The sequence below is a fragment of the Bradyrhizobium centrolobii genome (genome assembly GCF_001641635.1).
Taxonomy (GTDB): Bacteria; Pseudomonadota; Alphaproteobacteria; order Rhizobiales; family Xanthobacteraceae; genus Bradyrhizobium; species Bradyrhizobium centrolobii.
The window spans coordinates 12,259-31,226 of sequence record NZ_LUUB01000124.1 but is presented as its reverse complement, the minus strand read 5'-3'; the positions used below and the strand labels follow the sequence as shown (position 1 = coordinate 31,226).

At 63.1% G+C, this 18,968-nt stretch carries 21 protein-coding genes and 2 pseudogenes; 14 read left to right on the top strand and 9 right to left on the bottom strand.

The genetic code is table 11. The features are described 5' to 3' along the window. The 6 genes from AYJ54_RS44020 to AYJ54_RS43995 all read right to left on the bottom strand — a co-directional run. Positions 1-795, bottom strand: a 795-nt coding sequence (locus AYJ54_RS44020; RefSeq protein ID WP_245329314.1) for an HlyD family secretion protein, incomplete at its 3' end; no start/stop codon positions are given. Between the two features lie 47 nt (positions 796-842). Next, positions 843-1,328 (bottom strand): DUF992 domain-containing protein, encoded by a 486-nt coding sequence (locus AYJ54_RS44015; RefSeq protein WP_063708726.1) that lies wholly within the window; start codon positions 1,326-1,328, stop codon positions 843-845. Beyond that, complete coding sequence (locus AYJ54_RS44010; RefSeq protein WP_063708725.1) at positions 1,329-1,919, bottom strand: hypothetical protein; 591 nt, start codon at positions 1,917-1,919, stop codon at positions 1,329-1,331. Between the two features lie 6 nt (positions 1,920-1,925). Continuing rightward, positions 1,926-3,047 (bottom strand): AI-2E family transporter, encoded by a 1,122-nt coding sequence (locus AYJ54_RS44005; protein ID WP_063708764.1) that lies wholly within the window; start codon positions 3,045-3,047, stop codon positions 1,926-1,928. Positions 3,048-3,078: 31 nt separating this feature from the next. Continuing rightward, positions 3,079-3,318 (bottom strand): hypothetical protein, encoded by a 240-nt coding sequence (locus tag AYJ54_RS44000; protein WP_063708724.1) that lies wholly within the window; start codon positions 3,316-3,318, stop codon positions 3,079-3,081. A 553-nt stretch (positions 3,319-3,871) separates the two neighbouring features. Next, positions 3,872-4,102, bottom strand: coding sequence for a DUF6894 family protein (locus tag AYJ54_RS43995; protein ID WP_063708723.1), 231 nt, complete (start codon positions 4,100-4,102; stop codon positions 3,872-3,874). 265 nt (positions 4,103-4,367) lie between these two features. On the opposite strand from AYJ54_RS43995, the gene AYJ54_RS43990 reads away from it, so the two are divergent. Beyond that, complete coding sequence (locus AYJ54_RS43990; protein ID WP_063708763.1) at positions 4,368-5,078, top strand: Bax inhibitor-1/YccA family protein; 711 nt, start codon at positions 4,368-4,370, stop codon at positions 5,076-5,078. Between the two features lie 18 nt (positions 5,079-5,096). Here the strand turns inward: AYJ54_RS43990 and AYJ54_RS43985 are convergent, their stop codons facing one another. Both AYJ54_RS43985 and AYJ54_RS43980 read right to left on the bottom strand, forming a co-directional pair. Continuing rightward, on the bottom strand, positions 5,097-5,600 hold the full coding sequence (locus AYJ54_RS43985) for a DUF1269 domain-containing protein (protein ID WP_063708722.1): 504 nt from the start codon (positions 5,598-5,600) through the stop codon (positions 5,097-5,099). A 232-nt stretch (positions 5,601-5,832) separates the two neighbouring features. Beyond that, complete coding sequence (locus tag AYJ54_RS43980) at positions 5,833-6,123, bottom strand: DUF3551 domain-containing protein (protein WP_082906137.1); 291 nt, start codon at positions 6,121-6,123, stop codon at positions 5,833-5,835. A 152-nt stretch (positions 6,124-6,275) separates the two neighbouring features. Between AYJ54_RS43980 and AYJ54_RS43975 the strand changes: the two are divergent. From AYJ54_RS43975 to AYJ54_RS51635, 10 genes and pseudogenes are all read left to right on the top strand, one after another. Then, a pseudogene (locus tag AYJ54_RS43975) lies at positions 6,276-6,692 on the top strand (efflux RND transporter permease subunit); the annotation flags it as partial. Between the two features lie 142 nt (positions 6,693-6,834). After that, positions 6,835-8,268, top strand: a complete 1,434-nt coding sequence (locus AYJ54_RS43970; RefSeq protein ID WP_063708720.1) for a basic amino acid/polyamine antiporter — start codon at positions 6,835-6,837, stop codon at positions 8,266-8,268. A gap of 14 nt (positions 8,269-8,282) precedes the next feature. After that, a complete protein-coding gene (gene arcA, locus AYJ54_RS43965) occupies positions 8,283-9,545 on the top strand; it encodes an arginine deiminase (protein ID WP_063708719.1) in 1,263 nt (420 codons plus the stop codon). A gap of 143 nt (positions 9,546-9,688) precedes the next feature. Beyond that, a complete protein-coding gene (locus tag AYJ54_RS43960; protein ID WP_063708718.1) occupies positions 9,689-10,525 on the top strand; it encodes an outer membrane beta-barrel protein in 837 nt (278 codons plus the stop codon). Positions 10,526-10,590: 65 nt separating this feature from the next. Next, the gene (locus AYJ54_RS43955) at positions 10,591-10,788 is read left to right on the top strand and encodes a hypothetical protein (protein ID WP_136624344.1); all 198 of its coding nucleotides are present in this window, start codon (positions 10,591-10,593) and stop codon (positions 10,786-10,788) included. A gap of 491 nt (positions 10,789-11,279) precedes the next feature. Next, complete coding sequence (locus AYJ54_RS43950) at positions 11,280-12,479, top strand: sensor histidine kinase (RefSeq protein WP_283808775.1); 1,200 nt, start codon at positions 11,280-11,282, stop codon at positions 12,477-12,479. Further along, a complete protein-coding gene (locus tag AYJ54_RS43945; protein WP_063708716.1) occupies positions 12,448-13,077 on the top strand; it encodes a response regulator in 630 nt (209 codons plus the stop codon). Before AYJ54_RS43950 ends, AYJ54_RS43945 begins: the two co-directional genes overlap by 32 nt. Before the next feature lie 162 nt (positions 13,078-13,239). Next, complete coding sequence (locus tag AYJ54_RS43940) at positions 13,240-13,875, top strand: response regulator (RefSeq protein ID WP_063708715.1); 636 nt, start codon at positions 13,240-13,242, stop codon at positions 13,873-13,875. Between the two features lie 195 nt (positions 13,876-14,070). Next, a complete protein-coding gene (locus AYJ54_RS43935; RefSeq protein ID WP_063708714.1) occupies positions 14,071-14,265 on the top strand; it encodes a hypothetical protein in 195 nt (64 codons plus the stop codon). A gap of 64 nt (positions 14,266-14,329) precedes the next feature. Beyond that, positions 14,330-14,596, top strand: a complete 267-nt coding sequence (locus AYJ54_RS51635; RefSeq protein WP_082906129.1) for a hypothetical protein — start codon at positions 14,330-14,332, stop codon at positions 14,594-14,596. Between the two features lie 70 nt (positions 14,597-14,666). On the opposite strand, the gene AYJ54_RS43930 is transcribed toward AYJ54_RS51635, so the two are convergent. Beyond that, positions 14,667-15,242 (bottom strand): TetR family transcriptional regulator, encoded by a 576-nt coding sequence (locus tag AYJ54_RS43930; RefSeq protein WP_063708761.1) that lies wholly within the window; start codon positions 15,240-15,242, stop codon positions 14,667-14,669. A gap of 150 nt (positions 15,243-15,392) precedes the next feature. Between AYJ54_RS43930 and AYJ54_RS43925 the strand changes: the two are divergent. The 3 genes and pseudogenes from AYJ54_RS43925 to AYJ54_RS43915 all read left to right on the top strand — a co-directional run bounded on the left by AYJ54_RS43925 (position 15,393) and on the right by AYJ54_RS43915 (position 18,956). After that, a pseudogene (locus tag AYJ54_RS43925) lies at positions 15,393-16,839 on the top strand (MATE family efflux transporter). Positions 16,840-16,990: 151 nt separating this feature from the next. Further along, complete coding sequence (locus tag AYJ54_RS43920; protein ID WP_063708713.1) at positions 16,991-17,785, top strand: MetQ/NlpA family ABC transporter substrate-binding protein; 795 nt, start codon at positions 16,991-16,993, stop codon at positions 17,783-17,785. Positions 17,786-17,918: 133 nt separating this feature from the next. Continuing rightward, positions 17,919-18,956, top strand: a complete 1,038-nt coding sequence (locus AYJ54_RS43915; RefSeq protein ID WP_063708712.1) for a putative FMN-dependent luciferase-like monooxygenase — start codon at positions 17,919-17,921, stop codon at positions 18,954-18,956. Positions 18,957-18,968: the final 12 nt, after the last annotated feature.

Sequence of the window (18,968 nt, the reverse complement as noted above, 5' to 3'; positions counted from 1 at the left end):
GATGGCCACGCGACCGGCCTGCGCCGTCGGCAGGAAGAAGGTCATGTAGACGTCGCCGAGGTCGACAAGGTTGAGCACGCGTCCGCCGGCGCTGAGAACCTCGCCCGGCTGGGCGACGCGGAATTGGACGCGACCATCGCGCGGTGCGCGCAGCGTCGAGTCGTTGAGATCGGCCTTGATGCTCTCGATCGCCGCCTTCGCAGCCTCGACGGCAGCTTCCGCGTCGACCACTTGCGCCTCGGCCGCGCTGATCGCCGCTTCCGAGCCGGCGAGCTGGGCCTCGGCCGCCGCCACGGCAGCGCGCGCGCCGTTGGCGGCCGCCCGGTCGTCATCGAGGACCTGCTGCGATACCGCGTTGGTTCTGATCAATTGCTCGGAACGCTGGAGCTTGCGATCGGCCGCATCGAACTCCGCGCTGCGCTGGGCGATGACGGCGGTTGCCGTCTTCTTCTCGGCCTGGCGCTGGGTCACGAGACTCTTGGCGGTCTCGATACCGATCGTGGCGCGCCGCAATTGCGCCTGGGCCTGGCGGTATTGCGCCTCGAGCTGCACGGTATCCATCTGCGCCAGCGCCTGTCCCGCGGTGACCAGATCGCCTTCTCGCATCAGGATGTCCCGGATGCGCCCCGGCGTCTTGGTGGCGATATCGATCTCGACCGCCTCGATGCGGCCGTTGCCGCTGGCGAATCCGTTCGGAAGGCTGTCGCCCCCAAGTCTCTGCCAGGCGAAGTAACCGCCTGCGCAGACAGCAGCGACAAGGGCGGCAATCAGCCAGCGCTTTCGATTGCGTGTCATGGTCGAAGCCGATTTCATTGCTGATCCTGCGCGATGTCGGACGCGGCTTATCGCCGGCCTCTCGGTCCCAGTGTCAGATTGGTCACACCGGCTGCGAGATTGAGCCCGATCGATCGCTCGATCGAGATCGGCTGCAGCATGACGCTCCTCCGCGAGCCGCCGATCAGGACGTTGGCGCCAAGGCCAGGACCGAGGGCGACATTGCCGCTCGCTCCTACATAGTTGCCGCGCAACGTACCGGGACCTATCCGCGAGTTCTTGGCGAGTACGGCCCAGGACAGCGTGCCGGCGCTGGTGACGCCGAGATCAAGGCCGACGCGCCTGATCCGTCCTTCGTAGATGTACTGTCGGGGCGGGCGTCGGGCGTAGAACACGCAGCGCAGCGACTGTGCCGATCCAAGCACCAATCCGACACGTGGCGTCGAGAAGCACACCAGCCTGCCGACCCTGAAGTTCTCGGCGCGCGCAGGCAGGACGGCGGCGCAAAGCGAGGCCAGTGCGCCGATGGCCGCAAGATATCGCAACTTTCGCATTCAACCCTCCGCTTGGTTCTTCGTGCCGGCCGTCGGCCGGCGGTCCTGGCGCAGCCAGAACGAGATGGCGAGGCCGATCAGCAACACGGCGCCGAGCAGGAAGAAGAAGATGGACTGCTTCAGCCAGGATATCGCCGGGACGGCCGCGCCCATCGCAAGCCCGAGAAAAGAAATCTGCAGCGACAGGAGGCTCACGCCCGCAAGGAAGGTGCCGAGTGCAAGTAACGTCAGCAGGACGAGGCCGGTTGCCGGTGTGGGAAGCAACTGCTGAACACCGGAGAGCAGTATGATGTTCATCGTGATCAGGACGGCGATCCAGTGCAGGGCCTGCGTCCAGATCAACCGGAGCTGGTTTTCCTTGCCTTCGATCTCCGGCCATTTGGTGACGACGCAGACCACGCCGATGGCGAGCGCCAGGAATTCCCAATAGCCGACCAGGGGCTGGTGCGAGATGTTGGTATAGGCGACGCCGCCGATGGCGAGCAGCAGCGCGACTGCATAAGGAAGCTGCTGCCACAGGAAATGAGCGGTCCGTGAAGGCGTCACGGGAGGCTCATGGGCGTCGCCTTGCCGCGCATCAATCTCACTCATGGCTGCTCACTCACGATTGTTCGCTGCTGGCTTGAGATCGTCGCCAAGATAGTCCTCGACATAGAACCTGATGATCGCGACCCGGCCGATCGCGACGAGCGGCATCGCGAGCGCAATCCCCATGACGCCAAACAAGGCGCCAAGGAGGACGATCGCAACCAATGTCCAGGCCGGCGGGGTCTCGACCGCCTGGCGCTGGATCAGCGGGCCGATCACGTAGCCCTCGATCGACTGGATGATCGTGTAGACGACGACGGCCCAGATCAGCAGGGAGGCACCGAGCGGCATCGCCACGAGCGCTATCGGGATCGCGGCAACGATCGGTCCGAGATAGGGAATGAAATTCGACAAGCCCGCCTGAATCCCAAGGACGAATGGACCCGGCAGCCCGATGAGATAGAGTGCGGGCCACACGCAGAGCGTCATCAGGATGATGCGGATCAGTTGACCGACGAACCATAGCCGCATGATGTTGCCCATCTCGTCCATCACGGCGCGCGTGCGGGCGCGGTATGATGGCTTGACCAGTACGACCAGGCTCTCGCGGTAGCTCGTTGGATCGAAGGCAAAGAGAATCCCGAGGAACACGGTCACGAGCACGCCGGTCAGAAGGCTCGACGCTCCACCCAGCAGAAAATGAGCGTGGCTGAGAAAGCGGCCCTGATCGGCGAACAGCCATTGGGCAAAATCGCGCCCCCATTCCGGACCGAGCAAATCGACGCCGTAGGACAAGAGGTGCTCCTGAAGGATATCGACCTGGGTATCCATGACATTGAGCAGCAGGCGAGTCTGCTCCGGCAGCTTGCCCGCACCCCAAACCAGGCCAAAGCCCGAGAGGGCGGAGAGCAGCAGAAGAACGAGCGTCAAACGCCACAGGCGACTGACGGGAAGGACCGGCGCGAGAGCCCGTGCCGCGGCATCCAGAAGCGCTGCGAACAGCACCCCCGCGAAGACGATGAGGAGGCTGGAAACCGTCTGCCACACCAGGAACAGGGCGACGCCCGCGACGAGCAAAGTGAGGCCGGTTGCGAGCAGGCTCCGCCGTCCGGTATCCCCCGACTCGTCGACGGGGCTCTCGTGCAAAATGACTTCGCGAACTCGCTCTGGTCCCATCCTGGAATCGCTCATCGATCGGTCCACGGCCAGGAGTGGCCATGCCTCAGGTGCGAACGCGCCGGCTGCCATAGTGCGGGTGCTTGCCGCCGCGATGACGCCAGTACCGGTGCTTGTGCGGATTAGTATTGGTGTTCACCGTTGCATTGTTTGGAGCGGCCACGCCGGTCTGGTTCGGCGTCGTCACGCCGCCGTCTTTCGGCTGGGCCAGGGACAGGGCCGATGGTGCGGTGACGGCCACCAATGCGCCCAGGACCAAGGTGCGACATACAGTCTGGATATTCATACCCGCCTCCATGCGGTCAGCGACAACCGTCAGATAGAGATGGCTCCGACAGCCAGCCCATAGATTCCGGCGCCCGCGGCGATCGCGATCGCCCCAAACAGGACGGATTCGATTGGCTTGAAAGTTCTCTCCTTGCGCTCTCGCTTGGCAATGAGGAACAGCAACGTTCCGGGTGCGTAGAGGATCGCGGACAGCAGGAGAATTTCGGTCCGCCGGCGTAGATCATGCCGGCCGCATAGAGCGTCGCGATAGCCGCGCTGATCCAGTCAGTGGTGCGGGCGGTGGCTCGTCCGAACTGGCGCGGCAATGCGAAGATGCCCGAGCCGACGATCGACCCGATCACAAGCGCGATCAGCGCGTTGCGGGAGAGCTGCTGATGAGCGTCGTTCGACGATGGAGCCATGACGGAAGATGGCCTTCCAATCCGAGATGAGGCGGCCGCACGGACGGCCGATCCCTGGCGAAGACCTTAGAGGTCCGTTTCGCCTGCGCACATCAGGGTTTCTCTGTAGGGGGCAGGGGCAGGAAATCGGCGGGCGCGGGGCCCGGGGCCTCAGGCCTTGGCGCGAGAGGCAGCCACGCCCGACTCGCTCGCGCAGGAGGAGGCCGACATCGTCGCCGGGGCGACAAGCACGACACTGCCGCGGAATAATTCGCCGGCTTTGGCAAGCTCGGCGGCAATCCGCCTGGCATGGAGGACGGCTGCGCCCTGCTCGGCGTATTCGTGCCCGATGCCGTCGGCAGAAAGACCGTATCTGTCGGCGATATGGAAGAAAAAACGCATGTTCCCGGATTAGGCCGGACCGCGGCCGTCCTCCAGTGACAAAGGTGTAAGGTGTCTCCTCCAAAGGGCTTAGGGCGCCGAAGCAGGTTCCAGGATTGCCGGTTGGCGATGAGCAGCGATGGCTGCCGGCCGCTTGCCGGCTGCCGGCAATAGCATCGCGAAGAGGGTGGTTTTCACCCACGGCATTCGGGTGATTGTCCGATGCCGCTCCGCAGGCCCCAGGGATAGCGTGGCCTCATTCGGCGAGCTCCAGAGGAGGCAAGCGATGTCAAATTACGATCAGAACCTGGCGGCCCCAGGCACAGCTGGTGGCGCGATCGCGGTGGATGCCGGATTGCGCGATTACATGCTCCGGATCTACGCCCATATGGCCGGGGGCGTCGGCTTGACCGCCGTTGTTGCCTGGCTGACTTATCAGGTTACCGGTCCAGCACTGCTACAGAGCCCGCTGATGTGGGTTTTCATCCTGGCGCCGCTCGCGCTGGTGTTCTTCATCGGCTCGCGCATCAACACGCTGGCGGCATCGACGGCGCGGCTCCTGTTCTTCGTCTATGCAGCCTTGGTCGGCATCTCGCTGTCGATTCTGCTGCACATCTATACCAACTCGTCGATCACCCGCGTCTTCTTCATTACGGCCGCAACGTTCGGGGCGCTCAGCCTTTACGGTTACACGACCCGGCGCGACCTCTCCGGGCTCGGGACCTTCCTGTTCATGGGCCTGATCGGAATCATCATCGCAAGCCTGGTCAACCTGTTCCTGTGGTCGACCGCGCTTGACTGGCTGATCTCGATTGTCGGCGTCGGCGTGTTTGCGGGGCTGACGGCCTACGACACGCAGCGGATCAAGGCGATGTACGACAGCAACGATGACTACACCGCCGCGGGCCGCAAGTCGGTCATCGCCGCGCTGTCGCTCTATCTCAACTTCATCAACCTGTTCATGATGCTGCTGCGTCTCTCGGGCGGCCGACGTTGAGACGGGAGGGACGGCGGCTCAGGCCGCCGGCCGCTCCGCCGCGCTGGCCAATGCGTCGCGCAACACTTTTTCCTTGGTCTCATCGAGCGACGTCTTGAGCACGACGCCGCCAGCATCCTTGATCTCCTTGATGACCTTGTCCGCCGTCATGTGCTTGATCAGGACGAAGAGAGCGGCGTTGCCGGTCTGGAGATTGGCGGACAGGCTCTTCATGAACGAATCGTCAATACCGAAGTCCGTAAGCGCTCCGCCGAGCGCACCCGACGCCGCACCTACGGCAACCCCGAGGATCGGATTGAGGAAGAGGACACCGATGAGAAGGCCCCAGAAGCTACCCGTCATCGCGCCCATGGCAGTCGTGTTGACGAGCTGATTGAGCTTGATGCCGCCCTGCTCCGTCTTCACGGCGATCACGGCGTCGCTGATCGTGATCAGATATTCCTTCTGCAGCTTGAGCAATCGCTGACGCACTTCTTCGGCTTTCGCCTCGGACGGATATACGATCGCGACCAGATCGGACATGGAAACCTCCAGTTGGGTCGAAATATTGTGGATTCGGAACACTCGTGCCGACCCTACCGTGCAAGCGGCACTTCCGGGATCAGAGGAAACCCTGGGCCGTTGCGGATGAATGTCCCAATGGACGCACGCGCACATGCGGCGCAAGGAGCGCGGTTCCGAGGTCGGGTGACGCGCAACGGATCGTTTCGCGCCGCCCTATCGGAGGGGGCCTGAACGATTGCGCGCTGCGTTACTACATCGAACGATGATTCTGAACGCAGGTGCCGTGTCGCCCGCTGACGGATGCGCGGCATTGTTGGCGCGTCGCGTACATGCAGTTGGTCATGCCTTTGAACTTCGAGCACCACGGCAGGTTTTGCGCGTTTCCGGGCGTGGCCGCGCCCATGGCGCTCAGCGTCATGATGATTGCGGCCGCCAGCAAAGCCAGCTTACTCATGTGCAGTCCTCCACTATCGTCGCGTGAATCGTCCGGAGCCCGAGCAAAGAGCTCCGTCGTTGCACCAGCCGATTTGGCGATTCGCATGCCGCGCCGCCACAGCAGTCGGTGCAAGCCTTTGTGCGCCTCCGACGGCATCGTCGATATCAGGTGATTGCCTGACGAGACGGAAGGAATCTTCTAAGCCATCCTCGGAGTTCTGATCCAACTGTTGGTGTGATGCTCATTGTATGGCGCGGGTGAGCGTGGCGCCGCTCGGTCTGATCGGCGTGATTGCGGCGCTGATGCTTTCCGGCAGACCATTGGGCTTCGTCGCCATTCTCGGCGTCCTCGCGCTGCTCGGCATGATCAGCAAGAACGCGGTGATCCTGATCGGTCAGATCGAAGCGGAGCGTGCGCAGGGGAAGGGGCCCTGGGAGGCCGCCGTGGACGCGAGCAGCTCTCGCTTCCGTCCGATCATGCTGACGGCCGTGTCGACCGTTCTCGGCATGATCCCCATCGCCCCGACAGTGTTCTGGGGACCGATGGCCTTTGCGATCATGGGCGGCTTATTGGTCGCGACCGTTCTGACGCTGGTCTTCCTGCCGACATTGTATGTGGCCTGGTTCGGCGGCAAGGAGCCGGTCGCAGCTCCCGACGCGTCCATCACGGCCTGAGAGTGGTGCGGCGAGGGGAATCCCGGACCTCGACTAGGTAATCACCTGATATGCCGCTCCTGATCCGCAGCGCATCGTTCGGCTCTCCGAATGAGTAGATCGGCCACGGTGCTGGTCACCGCTCGCGGTTCGAGGCCTTCACATGACTGCGACGCCATCGATCCAAAAGCTTTCGTTGTTTGCACTGACGGCAATGGTCGTCGGCTCGATGGTCGGCTCGGGCATCTTCTCGCTGCCGAGGACATTTGGCATCGCAACCGGTCCGTTCGGCGCCATCTTCGCCTGGTGCATCGCAGGCGGCGGCATGTACATGCTGGCGCGCGTGTTTCAGTCTCTGGCGCAGCGAAAGCCCGATCTCGATGCCGGTGTGTATGCCTATGCGAAGGAAGGTTTTGGCGACTATCCCGGCTTCCTGTCGGCGCTTGGCTACTGGATGGGCAGCTGCATCGGAAACGTATCCTACTGGGTCCTGATCAAATCGACCTTGGGTGCGTTCTTTCCCGTGTTTGGTGACGGCAACACGGTCATCGCGATCATCGTTGCCTCGATCGGGATCTGGCTATTTCACTTCATGATCCTGCGTGGCGTGCAACAGGCCGCCGCGATCAACACCGTCGTCACCATCGCCAAGATCGTGCCGATCCTGATCTTCATCGTCATCCTGATCTTCGCCTTCAAAGCCGACCTGTTCCGTGCCAACTTCTGGGGCGGCGAGGGCATGCCGGACAAGAGTCTGTTCGAGCAGATCCGCGCCACCATGCTGGTCACGGTGTTCGTGTTTCTTGGGATCGAGGGGGCCAGCGTCTATTCCCGCTACGCCAAAGAGCGATCCCACGTCGGCGCCGCGACGATCATGGGCTTTGTGATCGTGACGAGCCTGATGGTGCTCGTCACCATGCTGCCCTACGCCGTGCTGCCGCGCGCGGAGATCGCCGACATGCGACAGCCGTCGATGGCGACGGTGCTGGAGGCGGTGGTGGGACATTGGGGCGCTGTCTTCGTCAGCGTCGGACTTCTGGTCTCGGTGTTGGGAGCCTATCTCGCCTGGTCGCTGATCTGCGCGGAGGTGCTCTCCGCCGCCGGCCGGACCAGGGACATGCCACGCGTGTTCGGCACCGAAAACGCCAACAAGGTGCCGGCCGCCGCGCTCTGGCTGACCAATATCGTCGTGCAGCTGTTTGTCATCAGCACCTACTGGTCCCAGGATGCCTTCGCGCTGATGCTCAATCTGACGAGCGTCATGAACCTCATCCCGTTCTTTCTGGTCGCCGCCTACGGGCTCTTGCTGGTCAAGCGGGGTGAGACCTATGAAAAGCGCCCGGACGAGCGCAGGCGCGACCTGATCTTTACCGGCATCGCCGTCATCTACACGCTCTTCCTGATCTATGCGGCCGGGATGAAATACCTGCTGTTGTCCGCGATCCTCTACGCCCCCGGTACGGTGATGTATTTCTGGGCCCGCCGCGAACAGAAAGCAAAGGTCTTCACTCCCCTCGAGTGGGCCATCTTCATCGCAGCATTCATCGGCGCGGCCGTCGGGATTCATGGACTGGCCACCGGCTACATCACCATCTAGACAAGGCGACTCCCATGGCAAAGCAGGCGTCGGACTTCTCCACTCCCTTCGGAGTTCACTCGGAGGTCGGACAGTTACGCAAGGTGATGGTCTGCTCGCCGGGCCGCGCCCATCAACGCCTCACGCCCAGCAACTGCGACACCTTGCTGTTCGACGACGTGTTGTGGGTCGACAATGCCAAGCGCGATCACTTCGATTTCATGCAGAAGATGCGTGACCGCGGCATCGAAGTCGTCGAGATGCACAATCTGCTCACCGACACCGTGGCCATTCCGGAGGCGAGGAAGTGGATCCTCGACAACCAGGTCATTCCCGACCAGGTTGGGCTCGGTCTCGTCGACGAACTTCGCAGTTACCTCGAAAGCCTCAAGCCACGCGATCTCGCGGAAACCCTGATCGGTGGCGTGTCGACCCATGATTTTCCGGATGCTCATGGCGGGGAGATGCTGAAGCTGGTCCGTGAAGCCGCGGGCATGACCGAATATCTGCTGCCGCCGCTTCCCAACACGCTGTACACGCGGGATACCACTTGCTGGATCTACGGCGGCGTCACGCTCAATTCGCTCTATTGGCCCGCCCGCCACGAAGAGCCGATCCTCGCCACTGCCATCTACAAGTTCCATCCGGATTTCGCCGGCAAGGTCAACGTCTGGTGGGGCGATCCGACCAAGGACCATGGCCTTGCCACATTCGAAGGCGGCGACGTGATGCCAATCGGCAAGGGAAATGTTCTGATTGGCCTGAGCGAGCGAACCTCACGGCAGGCGATCAGCCAGGTTGCCGCGGCCCTGTTCAAGAACAAGGCGGCCGAGCGTGTGATCGTGGCCGCCATGCCCAAGCTCCGTGCGGCGATGCATCTGGATACCGTCTTCACCTTCGCCGACCGCGATTGTGTGCTGCTTTATCCTGATATCGTCAACAACATCACGGCGTTTTCCTATCGGCCGGCCGACAATTCCGCCGGAATCGAGCTGCGGAAGGACGAGAAGCCCTTCGTAGACGTCGTGGCGGAAGCGCTCGGACTGAAGCAGCTGCGCGTCGTGGAGACCGGCGGGAACGCCTATGTGCGCGAGCGAACCCAGTGGGACAGCGGTGCCAACCTTGTCTGCGCGTCTCCCGGCGTGGTGTTCGCCTATGACCGCAACACTTACACCAATACGCTGCTGCGCAAGGAGGGTATCGAGGTCATCACCATCGTCGGCGCGGAACTCGGACGGGGGCGCGGCGGAGGTCACTGCATGACCTGTCCGATCACCAGAGACGCGGTCGACTACTAGCTGCGCGTCAGATCTTGCCGCCTTTTACCAAACGCTGATTGATTGCATCAACCAGTGATTTAAGGTTGTAACATTAACACGCCACAATCGCCGCGCAGCCTCGCGCCAATCCCGGTGTCCGCACAGCATCGGAGGGGGGCGCCATGCGAAGGTCCGGATTTCTTCTGCCGATCGTCGGCCTGCTCGGCGCGAGCACAGCCAGGGCGGCTGATCTTGATCTCACCGAGTTCAAGGCAAGCCCCATCGCCCCACCATACTACTCCGTTCCGTCTTACGCCGCTCCGTCCTGGAGCATCGTCGGTTCCATCTCGCCGACCTTCACCGACAATGCCCTCTTCACCCGCGACAACCGCAAGCCGGATGTCTATTACGAGCCGGACGTGACCGTCAGGCTCGACGGGCACCTCACGAATGATCTGTCGTACCGGCTTTATGCGCGTGCCCAGTATGAAGCCTTTGCGACGGAGAAGGACAGTAACTTCGCCGTCGCGCGCATGGGTGCGCGTCTGACGGAGAATTGGGACGGCTGGCGCTTCTCCGCCATCTATGAAAACCGGTATGATTTCGACGGCGTCTACCGCGACCTCGCGTTCGCATCAAATGACGTGATGGGCTCGGTGGCGCGCGACTTCCGCGTCAACAATGCGACGTTCTCGCCGTTGCTGCTCCTGACCTATCGGTTTTCCGATCTGGCGGAAGCGCGCCGCTGGCGCTTCGATGCCTTGCTCGGTATCGAAGTCAAGCTCGATTCCAGATGGTCGATCGTGAGCACACCATTGTTCGAGGCCTACTGGTTCACCGACGGTCTCAATACCGGCCGCCAGGACCAACTCTATTCGGCGGACATCGGTCTGAAGTATAATTTCGCCAGCAACGTGTCGCTCACGACCACCGTGTTGTACGAGGCGCGGACGTCCAACGTTCCGCTACGGCGATACAGGGACGTTCGCATCGGCCCTCGCCTGGACTTCGCCTTTTGAGAGGTGCCCGAAAGATGCTCGCAAGACGCCTGTTGATGCTGATGTGCGTCGTCATCGGAACGGCGATGGCGTCCGCCGCGCTTGCCGATCCGCGCGATGCTGTCGATCGAGGCCAGCGGCTTGATACCAATGCGCTCCGGGATGATGCCGCCATAAACCGTCTGCGGCAGCCGTCGCATCCTCTCGATATTGCGCCGACGCGTCCCGCACCGAACGCGAAGGCGACGAGGAAAAAGAAATCCGGCACGAGCAGCAGCCGCTAGTTCGCTCGCGCCTGGTATCAGATGGCTGCAATGGGCCGAGAATGGTTCCGGCGATTCTCGGGAGGGTTTTGGCGTGCATTAGCGCAATCAGCGCCTCAGGCACTTTGCCGGATCGCATCCTGATTTTAGTCTTAGTTGCATCGGATTTGAGTGTCGTTGGCGTGGCACAAACTGCATATAGCGTTGCCCTGAGCGCGCCTCACGAATTCGAGATTTCATTCGCGTGAGAATGCTACCTAGTGGTGTGGGCGCGTTGTGCGGTGTATAGTCGATCGGCCCCAAGGGCGCGCGTCTTCCGATCCGGTGGTGGATGTCTGGCCGGTGGGGCGGGGAAAAGATTCTCGATAGTGTTGTCTATGTCGGGCGTCGCCGGAAAACAGTGAGTGCGTACCGTGAAGCCACATGGCTCCCCCGCCAGCGAGCCGCATCGAACCGGTCTCAGGACCTGGCTGCGAGTTGGTTCGCAAGAATCGATCGATGGGCTCTATTGGATGTTTTCGGCGGATCTCCTCTTCGCCGTACGCCCGTCGTTCGGAGGGCGATTCGCGTATGAGGGGATAAATCCGGCATTCGAGTCCCATCTCGGCGTCTCGTCCGAAGACATCCACAACATGGATGTCTTCGAGTGTATGAGCGGGGACGACGCCAAAGCCGTCTGCGAGGCGCTTCGCGCGTGTCTCGCGGAAGGCGCGGAGGTCAGGATTCGCCAGCGTCTCGCGCTTGGCGGTTGCCCCCGGAATATGGAAACGACCGTGATGCCGATCGTGGACCCGGCGATCGGCGGTGTGGTCCGGTTGATCGGCAGCCACCGCGCTGTACGCAACGGACCCTTCGAGACCGTCGCCGAATACGGCGGCGGGTGCGACGTGAACGTCGGCTTGGTATCGATCCAGGAGGGCATCCAGCAGCGGATCGCGTCCGATCTCCACGATTCGACCTGTCAGCATCTGATTGCCGCAAGCCTCGGCCTGATGCGGATCCGCAGCAATCTCGGCGACCCGGCGTCGGCCGAGCGGCTCTGCGACGACATCGATGCCTCGATCGATGAAGCCTTGCGGGAAATCCGCGCTTTTGCCTACCTGCTGCATCCGCGGAATCTGGCGGGCGAGGGGCTGAAGGCCGCGATCGAGGGCTATGCGGAAGGATTTGCGGCGCGCACATCGTTGCGCGCGACCGTCAACATCGTGCCGGATGTCGATCGGCTGTCTTATGAGACGAAGCGCACGCTGCTGCGCGTGGTTCAGGAAGCCCTGACGAACGTCTTCCGTCATGCGAAGGCGACGGAGGTGGTCATTGTCATCGAGGTTGCCGGCGGCCGTTTCCAGCTGACGATCAGCGACAATGGACGTGGCCTGCCGCCTGACACCGGCAGGCCCGGCACGAAGGCGGTATCGATCGGGGTCGGAATTCCCGCGATGCGGGCGAGGCTGCACGAGATCGGAGGTACCCTCGACATCCAATCCAATCGGACGGCACCGTATTCCGGCACCGTATTGTGCGCCGTGTTCCCGTATCTTCCCGCCGCGAACAAGCGCAATCGGCGGAGGACCCCGACAATCATAAAGGCCCGCGCAGGCTCACAATCAGCCAAGGAACAGCCCCGCGGCGGCGGACCAGGATCCGGCCGAGCCGCCGTGAAGGATTTTGGAGTGAGCTGCCATGAAGCGATTTCTCATTGCCGACGATCATGAAGCGGTGCGGTCGGGCCTGCGAGCGGTGCTCGAGCAACGGGCGGATTGGGAAGTGGTGGCCGAGGCCAACGATGGCGGCAAGGCGGTCGCCGCCGCGATCGAGAGCCGGCCCCATGTCGCCATCGTCGACTTCTCGATGCCGCGCATGACCGGAGTGGAGGTGGCGCGGCGGATCAGGGACTATCCGCTGCAGACCGAGGTTCTGATCTTCACCGTGCACAATTCGGGTCTGATCGCGCAGCAGGCATTTGAGGCCGGCGCGCGCGCATTCCTGGTGAAGTCCGACGCGAACAAGCTGCTGCTTGCGGCGGTCGAGTCCCTCCTGGTGCACCGACCGTTCTGCACCAAGAGCTGCGTGACCGAAATCGATCGAGGGCCGGGTGTCGATGGCGAGCGGCACCACGAACTCACGGCGCGCGAACAGCTCGTGGTCAAGCTGGTTGCGGAGGGCTACAGCAACAAGGGGATCAGTGCGATCCTCAATCTCAGCGTCAAGACGACCGAGGCCCATCGGGCGGCTGCGATGCGCAAGCTGGAGGTGAACTCGACGGCGGGGCTGGTCCGATACGCGGTTCGGACGGGTCTGGTCGAGGCCTGACCGGTCACGTCGCGCCGCCCGGGGTCAGTACCTTCGCCCGGATATCTCAGGGTTTTGTTGGATAACCCTTCCAGCCAGGAGCCGTATGATCATCTGAATTTGCGGCCGGTCACCGCCGTTGTCCGCCCGGTAGGGCAGGGGCCGGCAAACGGGAACGTTGCCGTGAAACGCATCTTGATTGCGGATGATCATGAAATCGTGCGTTCCGGGCTTCGCGCGATCGTTGAAACGCGTTCCAACTGGATCGTGAGCGGAGAGGCGACCAACGGCGAGCAGGCCGTCGCGCTGGCGCTGGAAACGAGACCCGACATCGTGATCGTGGACTACTCGATGCCCATCATGAACGGCCTGGAGGTCAGCCGTCGCCTCAGGGCGCTGCATGTGCGAACCGAAGTGCTGATCCTGACGATGCACGAAAGCGAGGAGCTCCTGACCGAGGCCATTCTGGCGGGCATCCGCGGCTTCCTGTTCAAGTCCGATGCCCGCAAGCACCTCATTTCCGCCGTCGAAGCCTTGCTCGACGGCAGGCCCTACTTCACCAGCGTCCTGCTGGAGAAGCTGCTTCATGACTACCAGGCGAACAAGCAGAACCGGGCCGATATGCTGCTGACCGCGCGCGAGCAGAGCGTGGTCCAGCTGATCGCGGAAGGGCACACCAACAGGTCGATCAGTTCAATCCTGAAGCTGAGCGTGAAGACGGTCGAAACCCACCGTGCCTCGGCAATGCGCAAGCTCAGGATGTCGTCCACCGCCGAGCTGGTCCGCTATGCCGTGCGCAAGAAGCTGGTATCGCCGTAGAGGACTGCTGATTTCGCCGCAATCGCGCCACACAGTTCCTTCAGCGCCTCCGCCGACACTTGTCGCTTTGCACCGGCGACCACGCGAAAGCGAATGCACTAGCGGTGAACGACGCCTCCTTTCACCGCTGACGGTAATGGAACGCAGCGCGGCGACGACTGTTCCCGTCCGAGAGCGAAAGATCGGGAGAATCGCATGAGCGACGGAGCGGACTACTTCGCAAAACTGCTGGGACGCGCGGCCATGGAGGTATGGGGCGACATGCCTCGCGATATCCAGGAAGCGCTGTTCGAGGCCGCCATGCAGGGGCGCGACACCGAGCGCGAAGACCTCGCGCGGCTGCTGCACGAACGTCATCCGCGCACAGTGCATCCGGCGCGGCCGGGCTGACAGGGAGAGAACATTATACCGCGCTGACTTGCCCGCATTCAGGAACGTTTGCAGAAGCACTCGGTTGGAAAACTGTGCGCGGGCCAACGCCAAACATGATGCGGATGAGCGCCGCGTTCACTTGGTTCAACGACGTGAGCTGATCGTAGTGAGCGACATGAATATCGGAAAATGGTACGATCCAATTTCGCAGCGATGGATTGTGCCGCGCGAAGAAAGTCCGATCGCAACCTTTTCCCAGGCGAGCACAGAGAAAAGATTGGACACCCGCAAGAGCAGGGAAGCCCAACGCATCTGGGACCTGTTGGTCGACTGCTGTGCGCGTGGATGATGCTGCTGAGGACCCCTGCGATCGGCCGCAACGCTGATCGCGAGGCGAGGCACGGGATGTGTCCCCGATATCACCGCCTACCGGCGAGATCGAGCGCGGCCTCCACCGCGTTCTCCAGGATCTCCTCAGACAACTGCCTGTCGTTGACCGCGCGCGACAATTGCAGCGCGCCGACCATGGCGGCGTAGATCGCAATCGCCTTGCGCCGGCGCTCGTCTGCCGAACCGTGCCGGATCTGCTGCGCCATCAGCGCGATGATGTCAGAAATCTTTCCGGTGAACACGTCACGCGTCGCCTTCGGATGCCGCGCGATCTCGGCGGCGAGCGCGGCGGTCGGACAGCCGGTGCCGGCGCGGTCGCGATGGCGCAGAGAGAGGTAATCGCGGATCGTCGTCTCGAGCTCGACACCGTTCTCGAGATTGTCCTTGTGCCGCTGTTCGCGCCGGGACAACGCGTCGAGCAGCACCTCGCGCACCAGATCCTCCTTGGAGGCGAAGTGCGTGTAGAAGGCGCCGTTGGTCAGGCCGGCCTCCGACATGATTCCGGCCAGGCCGACCGCGGCGATGCCGCTCTCGCGAAACTGGGCCGAGGCGACGTCGAGGATTTGCCGGCGTGTCTCGTCCTTGTGTCCCTTCTCGTAGCGCACCAATTGCTGCCTCCTGCGAACTGGCCCGGAGCCCCGGCCACAAAACCGTGAGAGTTGACTTATTGAATTATGATCATAATAAAAGATTATGATCATAATGCAATGGGCAGCCGATGGCGGCTGGTCCTTGGGGTACACAGGATCAAACGCATGTCAGTCGAGGATGCCGCAGCGCCGGCCCTGTCCGCTGCGCAAAGCCCGGCCCGCGCCACGGCTTCCCTTCGCCGGGCGGCACCGACCGCCCAAGGCGCGGGCGAGCGGAGGCGTGCCGCGCTTCTGACCGCGCCGATCCTTCCAACCCTGCTCAGGCTCGCGCTGCCGACCGTGACCGTCCTGGTGGCGCAGACCGCGGTCAACATCGCGGAGGCCTATTATGTCGGCTTCCTCGGCACGGATGCGCTGGCGGGCGCCGCGCTGGTGTTTCCGATCTTCATGCTGATGACCATGATGTCGAACGGCGGGCTCGGCAGCGGCGTGGCGTCCTCGGTGGCGCGTGCGGTCGGCGCCGGCCGCCGCGACGACGCCGACGCGGCGCTGTTTCATGCCGTGGTCCTCGCCATACTCGCGGGCGCGCTGTTTACGTTTGGCGTGACCCTTGGAGGTCCGCTTTTGTATCGTGCCCTCGGCGGCCGGGATGAGGCGCTTACTGCCGCCATCACCTATTCGAACTATCTCTTCGCCGGCGCTATTCCGGTCTGGATCGTCAATCTCCAGGCCGCGGCGCTGCGGCTCCGGCAACGTCAAGGTGCCGGCGCTGGTGACCTTGATCGGTGCGATCGTGACCATCCCGGTCTCGCCAGTGTTGATCTTCGGCTTCGGCCCATTTCCGCGGCTCGGCATCGGCGGCGCCGGCGTCGCCTTCGGCCTCTATTATAGCGCGGCGATGCTGTTCCTGCTGCGCTACATGGCCTCGGGACAATCCGGCCTTACCCTGCGCATCGCGCGGCTGCGCGGCGCGATCTTCGCCGACATGCTCAAGGTCGGCATCCCGACCGCACTCAACGCGGTTTTGACCAACCTGACCGTCATCCTGGTCACTGGCGCGGTCGGCCTGTTCGGTACGTCTGCGCTTGCGGGCTACGGCATCTCGTCGCGACTCGACTACATCATGATCCCGCTTCTGTTCGGCATCAGCACCGCGACGCTGACCATGGTCGGCGTCAACATGGGCGCCGGGCAGACGGCGCGGGCGCGGAAGATCGGCTGGATCAGCGGGGTCCTCGGCATGGTCATGACCGGCACGATCGGCGTGCTGGTTGCGATCTTCCCGACGAGTTGGCTCGATCTGTTCAGCCATGACGCCGAGGTGGTGCGCGAGGGCATGATCTATTTGCGCATCGTAGCTCCGGCCTATTGCGCTCTCGGCTTCGGCTTCGTCGCGTCCTTTGCCGCCCAGGGCACTGGCCGGGCGATGGGACCGCTTGCAGCCGCGCTCGCGCGGATCGTGATCGCCGCCGGCGGCGGCTGGATTGCCGTTGCCAGCTTTGGGGCGGGAATGGCGGGGCTCGCTGGCATGGTCACGGTGTCCCTCACCGCTTACGCCGTGATCTGCGCTCTGATCATGCTGTCGCCTTCAACCTGGCGACCTGAGCATTAACGTCGTTCGGGTCGCGTTACCCGTGGTGTTCCGTTTCCCTTTGCGCCCTGCGGAGAGAAATGCCGTCTCACGGCAGGGGCAAATTTGAATTTCCATTTCATTGATTTCGCGCGCCGCACGGGAGAAGACGACACAAGCTATTGCCGGTTCCATGGAGACCAAGATGTCGTTTCGTTCCGCCCTGATCCTCTCAACGTTGCTCGCCGCCTGGTCGGCTTGTGCCACGGCCGAGACCATCAAGATCGGCGTGACACCGGGACCGCATGCGCAGATCCTCGAGGCCGTGAAGCCGATCGCGGCGAAGAACGGGCTCGATATCCAGCTGATCGAGTTCTCCGACTATGTCGTGCCGAACGCCGCGCTCGATGCCGGCGACATCCAGGCCAATTCTTTCCAGAACCAGCCCTATCTCGACAACCAGAAGGCTGACCGCGGCTACAAGATCGAGTCGGTCGGGCTGACCGTGAACTTCCCGATCGGAGTCTACTCGAAGAAGCACAAGAGCTGGGCCGACATTCCCGAGGGCGGCAAGGTCTCGATCCCGAACGATCCGACCAATGGCGGGCGCGTGCTGCTGCTCCTGCGTGACAAGGGCGCGATCAAGCTGAAGGATGGCGTCGGCTTCAAGCCGACGGTGCTCGACATCACCGAGAATCCCAAAAAGCTGAAGTTCGTCGAGGTCGATGCGGCGCAGGCGCCGCGTGCGCTCGACGACGTCGACGCCGCCGCGATCAACACCAATTACGCAACCCAGGCGGGGCTCGATCCGGTCAAGGATCCAATCCTGCGCGAGGATCCGAAGGGCCCCTACGTCAACCTGATCGCGGTCCGCACCGCCGACAAGGACAAGCCCTGGGTGAAGATCCTGGTGGACAGCTATCACACGCCCGAGGTGAGGGAGTTCGTCCTGACCAAGTTCAAGGGGGCGGTGCTGCCGAGTTGGTAGGCAAGCTGCCTAGCCAAAATCCGGCGGAGGGGCGAACCCGGCGACTTGGCAGCCCTGCGCAATGCCCGCTTGTCTCGGGGCGCGGCAACCGACATCATCGGGGTCGTGGCAATGTTCGCCCGACAGGGGTCGTATGAAACGCTTTGCAAACCTGAAAAGACTGGGGTTCTTCACGCGCCTCCTCGACGAGGCACCCCCGGCCGAGCGCTACCGCTTTGCGGCCGAACAGGTCGTGCGCGCGGAAAAGGCGGGCCTCGATTCCGCGTGGATCGCACAGCATCATTTTCACGAGCGCGAGGGCGGACTGCCTTCACCCTTCACTTTCCTTGGCTACGTTGCCGCGCAGACCTCGCGCATTCGCCTCGGCACCGGCATCGTCACCCTGCCGCTGGAGAATGCGGTGAGGGTGGCGGAGGATGCCGCGGTGCTCGACCTGCTGTGCAACGGCCGCTTCGAGCTCGGTGTCGGCACCGGCGGCAACCCATCGGCCTTTGCCGCCTTCGGCCTCGACAGCGCACAGCGCAACGAGATTTTCGCGCGTAACCTGGACGTTGTCCGGACCGCGCTGGCCGGCAAGCCGCTCGACGGTGGCGACACGCTCTATCCGCAGCGGCCGCAACTGTGCGACCGGATCTGGCAGGCGACGTTTTCGGTGGCTGGTGGCGCACGCGCCGGCAAGGCTGGCGATGGCCTGCTGCTGTCGCGAACTCAGCCCCGGACCAAGGAGGCGCCGCGCGCCACGCTTTCCGAAATTCAGAATCCGATCATCGACGCCTACCTCGAGTCGCTGCCTGCGGGATGCGAGCCGCGTATCATGGCCTCGCGCAGCGTCTTCGTCGCCGACGACCGTCGCGAAGCGATGCGCCTCGCCGATATCGGGCTGCGCCGTGCGCTCCCGCAGTTCATGAAGGGCGGTCACGCCGCGCCGGGCGAGACACTGGAGGAGATGATCACGGCGTTCGACACGCACGTCGGCGCGGCCGACGACGTCGTCGCCTCGCTACGCGCCGACGCCACGCTGGAGCGGGTGACCGATCTCGTCTTCCAGGCGCACTCGGTCGATCCGCCGCACCCCTACATCCTGCGCTCGATCGAGCTGATCGCGGACAAGGTCGCGCCGGCCCTGGGCTGGACCCGGACGGCTGCGGCTGACGTCGCGTTGGCAGGCTAGCCGGAATGGACA